This window comes from Streptomyces viridochromogenes, assembly GCF_001270495.1.
Taxonomy (GTDB): domain Bacteria; phylum Actinomycetota; class Actinomycetes; order Streptomycetales; family Streptomycetaceae; genus Streptomyces; species Streptomyces viridochromogenes_A.
Genome location: NZ_LGUR01000148.1, coordinates 1 through 310 on the forward strand (window position 1 = coordinate 1; position 310 = coordinate 310).

1 pseudogene is annotated in these 310 nt (G+C 72.6%); it reads right to left on the reverse strand.

The annotated features are described in order from the left end of the window. Positions 1-310 (reverse strand): annotated as a pseudogene (locus tag ADK36_RS50200) (hypothetical protein); the annotation flags it as partial.

Below are 310 nucleotides of genomic sequence, written 5' to 3' on the forward strand. Positions count from 1 at the left end.
TCAGTGAGCTGGTCAAGGGTGGTGTTGTAGTAGTCGGCGGCTGCCTGGCGGTGCTGCCACCAGGCGTGGCCTTCGTAGACGCCGGGGCGGGGCAGAGGGATCTCGTCGGCGGGTCCCCGGGCGAGGTGGCCGACGACAAGGATGCCTGTTTCGGGTTCGAGGGTTACGTCAGTTTGGGCCTCGGCATCCCCGGGGGGGGTGCCAACCGCGACGGCGCGCACCTCGGGGGGGGCTCGCTCCGCGGCCCCGGCGTCGACGCAGGCCACGCCTGGGGACAGCTGCGCCGGGCAGCCACCGGCTCCAACTGCAC